The sequence below is a fragment of the uncultured Leptotrichia sp. genome (genome assembly GCF_938036635.1).
Classification (GTDB): Bacteria; Fusobacteriota; Fusobacteriia; order Fusobacteriales; family Leptotrichiaceae; genus Leptotrichia; species Leptotrichia hongkongensis.
The window spans coordinates 1-6,709 of sequence record NZ_CALHQO010000482.1 but is presented as its reverse complement, the minus strand read 5'-3'; the positions used below and the strand labels follow the sequence as shown (position 1 = coordinate 6,709).

Annotated in this window: 7 protein-coding genes; 3 read left to right on the top strand and 4 right to left on the bottom strand. The window is 29.3% G+C overall.

The window, feature by feature from the left end; all coding sequences use genetic code 11:
* Positions 1-168: 168 nt before the first annotated feature.
* From Q0370_RS09800 to Q0370_RS09785, 4 genes are all read right to left on the bottom strand, one after another.
* Positions 169-2,463, bottom strand: coding sequence for a U32 family peptidase (locus tag Q0370_RS09800; protein WP_299575172.1), 2,295 nt, complete (start codon positions 2,461-2,463; stop codon positions 169-171).
* A gap of 171 nt (positions 2,464-2,634) precedes the next feature.
* A complete protein-coding gene (locus tag Q0370_RS09795; RefSeq protein ID WP_299575170.1) occupies positions 2,635-3,429 on the bottom strand; it encodes a MetQ/NlpA family ABC transporter substrate-binding protein in 795 nt (264 codons plus the stop codon).
* The gene (locus Q0370_RS09790; protein ID WP_299575168.1) at positions 3,429-4,085 is read right to left on the bottom strand and encodes a methionine ABC transporter permease; all 657 of its coding nucleotides are present in this window, start codon (positions 4,083-4,085) and stop codon (positions 3,429-3,431) included. Before Q0370_RS09790 ends, Q0370_RS09795 begins: the two co-directional genes overlap by 1 nt.
* The gene (locus Q0370_RS09785) at positions 4,082-4,753 is read right to left on the bottom strand and encodes an ATP-binding cassette domain-containing protein (RefSeq protein ID WP_299575166.1); all 672 of its coding nucleotides are present in this window, start codon (positions 4,751-4,753) and stop codon (positions 4,082-4,084) included. The genes Q0370_RS09790 and Q0370_RS09785 overlap by 4 nt, the downstream gene beginning before the upstream one ends.
* A gap of 430 nt (positions 4,754-5,183) precedes the next feature.
* Here Q0370_RS09785 and infC point away from each other — a divergent pair, with 430 nt between their 5' ends.
* The 3 genes from infC to rplT all read left to right on the top strand — a co-directional run bounded on the left by infC (position 5,184) and on the right by rplT (position 6,513).
* A complete protein-coding gene (gene infC / locus Q0370_RS09780) occupies positions 5,184-5,717 on the top strand; it encodes a translation initiation factor IF-3 (RefSeq protein WP_299575164.1) in 534 nt (177 codons plus the stop codon).
* 44 nt (positions 5,718-5,761) lie between these two features.
* Entirely contained in the window at positions 5,762-5,968 is a 207-nt protein-coding gene (gene rpmI / locus Q0370_RS09775) for a 50S ribosomal protein L35 (protein WP_026746377.1), read from the top strand.
* 200 nt (positions 5,969-6,168) lie between these two features.
* Positions 6,169-6,513, top strand: a complete 345-nt coding sequence (gene rplT / locus Q0370_RS09770; protein WP_015769536.1) for a 50S ribosomal protein L20 — start codon at positions 6,169-6,171, stop codon at positions 6,511-6,513.
* Positions 6,514-6,709: the final 196 nt, after the last annotated feature.

Sequence of the window (6,709 nt, the reverse complement as noted above, 5' to 3'; positions counted from 1 at the left end):
AAATATATTTATTAATATTAGAATGCTAAATAAGATAACTAAAGCATAATGTATAAAAATTGAAGCACCTAAAAGTAAATACAATTTTTCCAGATACTTCTGATTTTTTGTATCCAAGTTTCCTCCTTATAATTATAATAACATAGTAAAACTAAATTTTAAATTTTTTTATAAGACTCCCTGCTCAAAGGCATAAGGAGTATATTTGCCACTTTTTGTATCAATGCTTTTAATGATTTTTTTTACTTCCGTTGCTGTTTCAAATGTGAAATCTAGCCTCAATTCATCTAAATTCAGTTCATAAATATCATCCAGCCTTGGTATCAGATTCATTGGCTTGTCTAGATAGAGTTCAATATTATCAAGTTCATTTCTTACAATTTTGTACTTGTCATAAAATTCGCCTTCCAGCTCCTTGTATTCTTTATCAAAAATTTTATGTTCAATATACATTCCTTTTAGGTAACCGTAAATCACAAGCCCTTTTTTCAGTTTGTCAGATTTTATGTTTTTTAATTGCCGATAACTTAATTCTGGCGATAAAAATACTGTTTCAAGATTTTTGAAAGTAGAAAACATCTCAATTGTATGATTATTGAAAACATTTAAGTTCCAGTCCAGCGTTTGTCCTTTTGCTCCAGTTTTTTCTCCCATAATTGCCTGATAAAGATTGGAAACTAGGTTTGTACCTGTTTTTATCTTATCTGTTTTTGACAAATTCTTTTCCTTTGCAACATCAAACTGTTTTCGGTAAATTTTTGTTATTCCCATTTCACGGCAGGCGTTTTCCTGCTCATCATTTGTAACAAGTGCTGAAATAACAGGTTTTTTACTATCTTTAGATTTTTCGTTTTCCAGATTAATCGGTTCAAAATTATATTTTTTTCGCTCAATAGCAGTTCTTTTGTAAGAGCCAAGTAATTTTTCCAAAAGTTCTGAAACACATTCTCTTTTGAGATTTTTTAGTTCACTAAAAGGAATGAACGAAGTTCCATCATAATTAATCTGAATTTTACCAAGTTCAAAAGTCGTATCTCCAAGTTCGCCAATTTTCTCTGCGATTTGTTCTTTCGTAATCAATTTTTTGGCATCTTGTTCAATAAGATTTCCTTTCTTTGTCACAGAAATTATCTCGTTTTTCAAATTTTCAATTTCCAGCGTAAGTTCAATTTCTTGACCTTTTTTTGCAAGTAATGTTGCATTAACAGCGGCATATCTTTTGGAAACTTTTATATTATGGATAATTCTGTCGTTAATTTCTTTAGAATAATTTTTGTAAATATATTTTGTTCCTTTTGGTAATTTTCCGATTGAAACAATATCAAATCTATTGGCTTTTTGGATTTTTTCTTTCTCATTGTGATTATTTTGCTTTTTATTTTCCTGTTCAGAATTTTCATTTTTTCCAGCTTCAATAATTCGAATTTTATTTACATATTCTCCGCCAATCTGCTCAAAATTCTCATCTACAAATTGAACACCATCTCCTAAAATTAATTCATCATTAATTTTAAAGTTATTTGATTCTCCAATTCTTGCTCCAAGAAAATATCCAAAATTTGAAGAATATTTAAAGTTCATAAGTTTGTTATCCAAATAAAAATACCCTTTTGAATATCCACGGTTAAACAGCTTATAACTTTCCGTCGGACGTGGAGTGCCTTTTAAAATATTGTCATAGTAGCTTACAGTCTCGAAAACGTACTCGCTTGATTTTTTTCGTCCTTCAACTTTTATCGCATCAATTCCAATATTTTTTAACATATTGATTTCTTTTTCCTGCAATAACTGGTCATTAGGGCTTAAAAAATAAGCACTTTCTCCATTTTCATCGGTAAACTTTTTACGGCAGGAATAAGCACAAAGTCCACGATTTCCGCTTCTTCCTCCAATAAAGCTGCTTATGTAGCAATTTCCAGAATAAGAAATACAAAGTGAACCTGATACAAAGATTTCCAGCTCAATATCAGTTTTTTCACGAATACTTTTTATCTCTTCGAATGAAAGTTCTCTTGCAAGACAGACACGAGTAAGTCCTAATTCTTTTAATTTATTAGCTTCTACATGATTCGCCACAGTCATCTGCGTACTTCCATGAATTTTTAAATTTGGAAAATTTTCCTTCAAAAACTTAACAAATCCCAAATCTTGCACAATAAAGCCATCAATTCCGTGTTCATAGATTCTTTTGATATTATTATACATGCTGTTAATTTCGCTATCCTTTAAAATTGTATTCAAAGTCATAAGAGTCTTTACTCCACGTGAATGAGCATAGTCAATTCCGTTAAGCACTTCTTGTATAGCTAGATTTTCGTTATTTCTTCTTGCTCCAAATCCTTTTAGACCAAAAAACACTTCATTAGCTCCAGCTTTTACAGCAGCAACCAGTTTTTCATAATTTCCTGCTGGTGCTAAAATATTCATTTTTCTTTTTTTATCAAAATCTATTACTTCTTCCAATTTAATTTTCTCTCCATTTTTTCTAAAAATTTTATCTCTTATATTATAACAAATTTGCTATTTTTTTCCAATTTATTTTTTAAATTTATCCAAAATAAATTCGCATATTTTTTTATTGTTAAATAAAAAAATTCGGTAAATATTAAAATACCGAATTTATGTTAAATGATTTTAAAATACAGGGAATCCTTGACCAGCATATTTTTCTTCAATGAACTTCTTAACTTTTTCAGAAGTCATAGCTTTTGTTAAATCTTGTATTTTTTTACTGTCTTTATTATCTTCCCGTGCCACAAGGCTTACAGCGTACTTACCGTTTGTATTTTTTTCAATGAATAAGGCATCTTTTACGTGAACTCCAATTTTTAGCATATGTGATGGCCAATTAAATGCCAAGTCAGCTTCTTGGTATGCTTGCACTAATGATGGAATAGGAACTGCCATAAATTTGAAATTTTTCTTTGTATTAATAACATCGTTCAAATTATAAAGTCCATCTTTTGGTTTCAACTCGATTAGACCTTTATCTGCAAGTATTCTTAAGGCTCTATCCTGATTTGTTACATCATTTGGAATGGCAACTTTTGCTCCATTTGGAATTTCTGCCTTATTTTTGTATTTTTTTGAATAAAAGCCTACATAAACATCATAAATTCCTTTAACTTTTACAAGTTTTCCGTTATTTTTTTTATTAAAAACTTGCATAAATGGCTCATGCTGGTGAAAATTTGCATCAAAGTCTTTGGCATTTAAACCAACATTTGCAGTAACATAATCTGTTAATACAGTAATTTTTACATCATAACCTTCCTTTTTCAAATCTTCAGCTGCTATTTTCACAATTTCATCCATCGGATATCCAGCCGCAGCAATTCTGATGACATTATCCTTTTTTAAATTTATTCCAACAAATGCTAAAATTAGCACACATATTACAGCTAATGAAATTAATAATTTTTTTGACATTAGTAAATTCTCCTTTTCTTATCTAAATTTTTTGATATTCTGTTTCCAATAATCTGTATTGAAAATACAATGATTATCATTATTGCCACAACCCTATATACAAGGGCATAGTTGTATTCATTATATCCATATCGCATTGCATAGTCGCCAATTCCGCCTCCACCGACAACTCCCATTACAGTAGAGTATGAGATAAAGCTTATAATTGCCGAGGTTAAACCAAGCACAAGGCTACTTCTCGCTTCAACAAGCAAAAAATGCCACACAATCTGAAATACACTTGCCTTCATTGACAAAGCCGCATCAATTATTCCGCTATTCACATCATAAAAGGACTGTTCTGTAAATCTTGCATACAAAGCCACAGCTACAAAGCAAATTGGAAAACTTGCAGGAAACAGTCCAAAAGCAGTACCAAAAATTAATCGTGTGAGAGGTATTAATATGACTACAAATATTAAAAATGGGAAGCTTCTGACTACATTTATATAAATATTGCATGGAATATTTATAAACTTATTTTCCCTAATGCCGCCTTTATCAGTCAAAAATACAAGAGCTCCTAAAGGAATTCCCAAAAATACTGCACATATCGTAGGAATAAGAACCATTATAAAAGTGTCCTTTATTGCAATTAATAATTCAGCATCCATCATTTCAGAACCTCCCTCACATAATCGGCATAACTTTTGTTTGATTTTTCATAATCCTTCTGATTAACATTGAAAATATCTGTAATTTTACCTTTTTCAATAATCGCTACCCTGCTGCATAGCCTTTTTACAACTTCCAGTTCGTGAGTAACAACTAAAATGGTCGTTCCATATTTTTTATTTATTTCCTCAAATAAATCAAGTATTTCATCTTTTACAGATTTATCCAAAGAAGCTGTAACTTCATCGCAAAGCAGTAATTGTGGATTTATCACTAACGCACGGGCAATAGCCACTCTCTGTCTTTCACCGCCGCTGAGGGAAGCAATAAATGATTTTTTCTTATCAGACAGCCCAACAAATTTTAAAACTTCTTCAACTTTTTCAGCTGAAAATTTTTTCTTTAAAATTAACGGAAGAGCAACATTATCAAAGACATTTTTGTTATACAAAAGATTAAATTCCTGAAAAATATAAGCAACTTCAGTATTCTTTGCAATATTAACTTCTCCTTTATCAGCCTTCAAAATCCCTTGAATAATTCTCAAAATCGTTGATTTTCCACTTCCTGACTGCCCAATTAATCCAAAAATTTCCCCTTTGTTAATCTTTAAATTTATTTTCAAATCAAAATTAGTATAATTTTTTTCAATATCTCTAAGTTCTACCATCTCACCTCCAATTATTTTTGTATTTAATTTTAAAATGTAATAACTTCAAAATTATATCATATTTTTTAAAATAAGGGAATATTGTTTGGAAAAAAGATGTTTTAACAGTTATAATTTGATATATTGAAAAAATTTTCAAAATTTCCTTGCAAAATAAAAATAAATATGATAAACTGTTTTAGTAATTAAATTAGAAGTAGAAACATTGTTTCTCACCTTTCCATCAATATATTTAGATTTTGGATTGATTTTCCAAATAGAAATAGAATAATGAGTTCTATTTTCAAGATGAGTTGGGTATTAGTTATTTGATATGTTATAATGAAATAAGTATGTTTGTTATACTAATTTTGTTATAGGATTTATTTATATGATAACTATTGAGCAAGGTTTCTTATATCTTGTTTTTTTATTGTAAAAAAACTAGGAGGTGTTTTTTATAAGAGGAAATAACCGATCTGATGAGCCAAGAATGAACGAGCGAATTAGGGCAAGAGAAATTAGAGTTGTTGGTGATGATGGAGAACAGTTTGGAGTAATGTCAGCTAGAGATGCATTAGCACTTGCGGCGGAAAAAGAATTGGACTTAGTTGAAATTTCACCAAATGCAACACCGCCTGTATGCAAAATTATGGACTATGGAAAATTCAAGTATGAGAAAACGAAGAAAGACAAGGAAAATAAGAAAAAACAAAAAAATGTCGTTATTAAAGAGATTAGAATTAAACCTCATATTGACGAGCATGATAAAGATACAAAGATTTCTCAAATTGAAAAATTTATAGCCAAGGAGCATAAGGTAAAAGTCAGCCTAAGACTTACAGGTAGAGAAAGATTACATGCAGAATCTGCTATTAAAGTATTAGACGAGTTTGCAAGCCATTTCGAAGAAACTGCAACAGTTGAGAAAAAATACGGAAAAGAACAGGTTCAAAAATTTATTTTATTATCGCCTAAAAAATAAAGGCAAAATTTAAAAAAGTGAAAAGTGATTTAGGAGGAAAGAAAATGCCAAAAATGAAAACACATAAAGGAACAAAAAAAAGAGTTAAAGTTACAGGAAGTGGAAAAATTTCTATAAGACACTCAGGAAAGAGCCATATCTTGACTAAAAAGACTCATAAAAGAAAAAAACGTCTAGGACAAGACGCAATCGCTCCAAAAGGTGCTGAAAGAAAAATCAAAAAAGCATTGGCTGGACAAGAAGGAAGATAGTTTAAGTAATTACCTTAAAATTATTTTTAAAAAAGCAATTTAACAAATTTATTACTTTTATTTAAAAGTGAAGTTAAAAAAAGCAGTTTAAAACAAAAGTTAACAGCTTTTTATTAAAAAATTAAAATTAAAAATTAACAAAAGTTAGTTCTGAAAATATAAAGAACAAAAAACGGCTAAAATATCAAGGAGGAAAGAAGATGCCAAGAGTAAAAACAGGAATAGTTAGAAGAAAAAGACATAAAAAAGTTTTAAAAGAAGCAAAAGGTTATAGAGGAGCCATAAAAACAAATTATAAAAAGGCTAATGAAGCAGTTAAAAAAGCTATGGCTTACGCAACTGAACATAGAAAATTGAAAAAAAGAAAAATGCGTGAATTATGGATTATCAGAATTAACGCTGCTGCAAGATTAAATGGAATTTCTTATTCAAGATTAATGAACGGACTTAAAAAAGCTGGAATTGAGCTTGACAGAAAAGTTTTAGCAGACTTAGCATTAAATAATCCTGCTGAATTTGCAAAATTAGTAGAAAAAGTTAAATAGAAATAAATAACAAATCAATACTCAAATGGTAATTTTTTAATTTAAAATAAACTATTTGAGTATTAATTTTTTTAATACGATTTCCCATTTAAATAGTAGAAATCAGAAAATTCATGGAATTAAAGCCTTTTTTACAAGATTGTACTGTTTACAACCTATGTAACTATAAAATATTCTTTAATTAAATTTAATCATT

Coding starts and splice junctions, on each gene's coding strand:
- Q0370_RS09795 (WP_299575170.1), bottom strand. CDS start 3,429: ATGTCAAAAAAATTATTAATTTCATTAGCTGTAATATGTGTGCTAATT.
- Q0370_RS09790 (WP_299575168.1), bottom strand. CDS start 4,085: ATGATGGATGCTGAATTATTAATTGCAATAAAGGACACTTTTATAATG.
- Q0370_RS09785 (WP_299575166.1), bottom strand. CDS start 4,753: ATGGTAGAACTTAGAGATATTGAAAAAAATTATACTAATTTTGATTTG.
- rpmI (WP_026746377.1), top strand. CDS start 5,762: ATGCCAAAAATGAAAACACATAAAGGAACAAAAAAAAGAGTTAAAGTT.
- rplT (WP_015769536.1), top strand. CDS start 6,169: ATGCCAAGAGTAAAAACAGGAATAGTTAGAAGAAAAAGACATAAAAAA.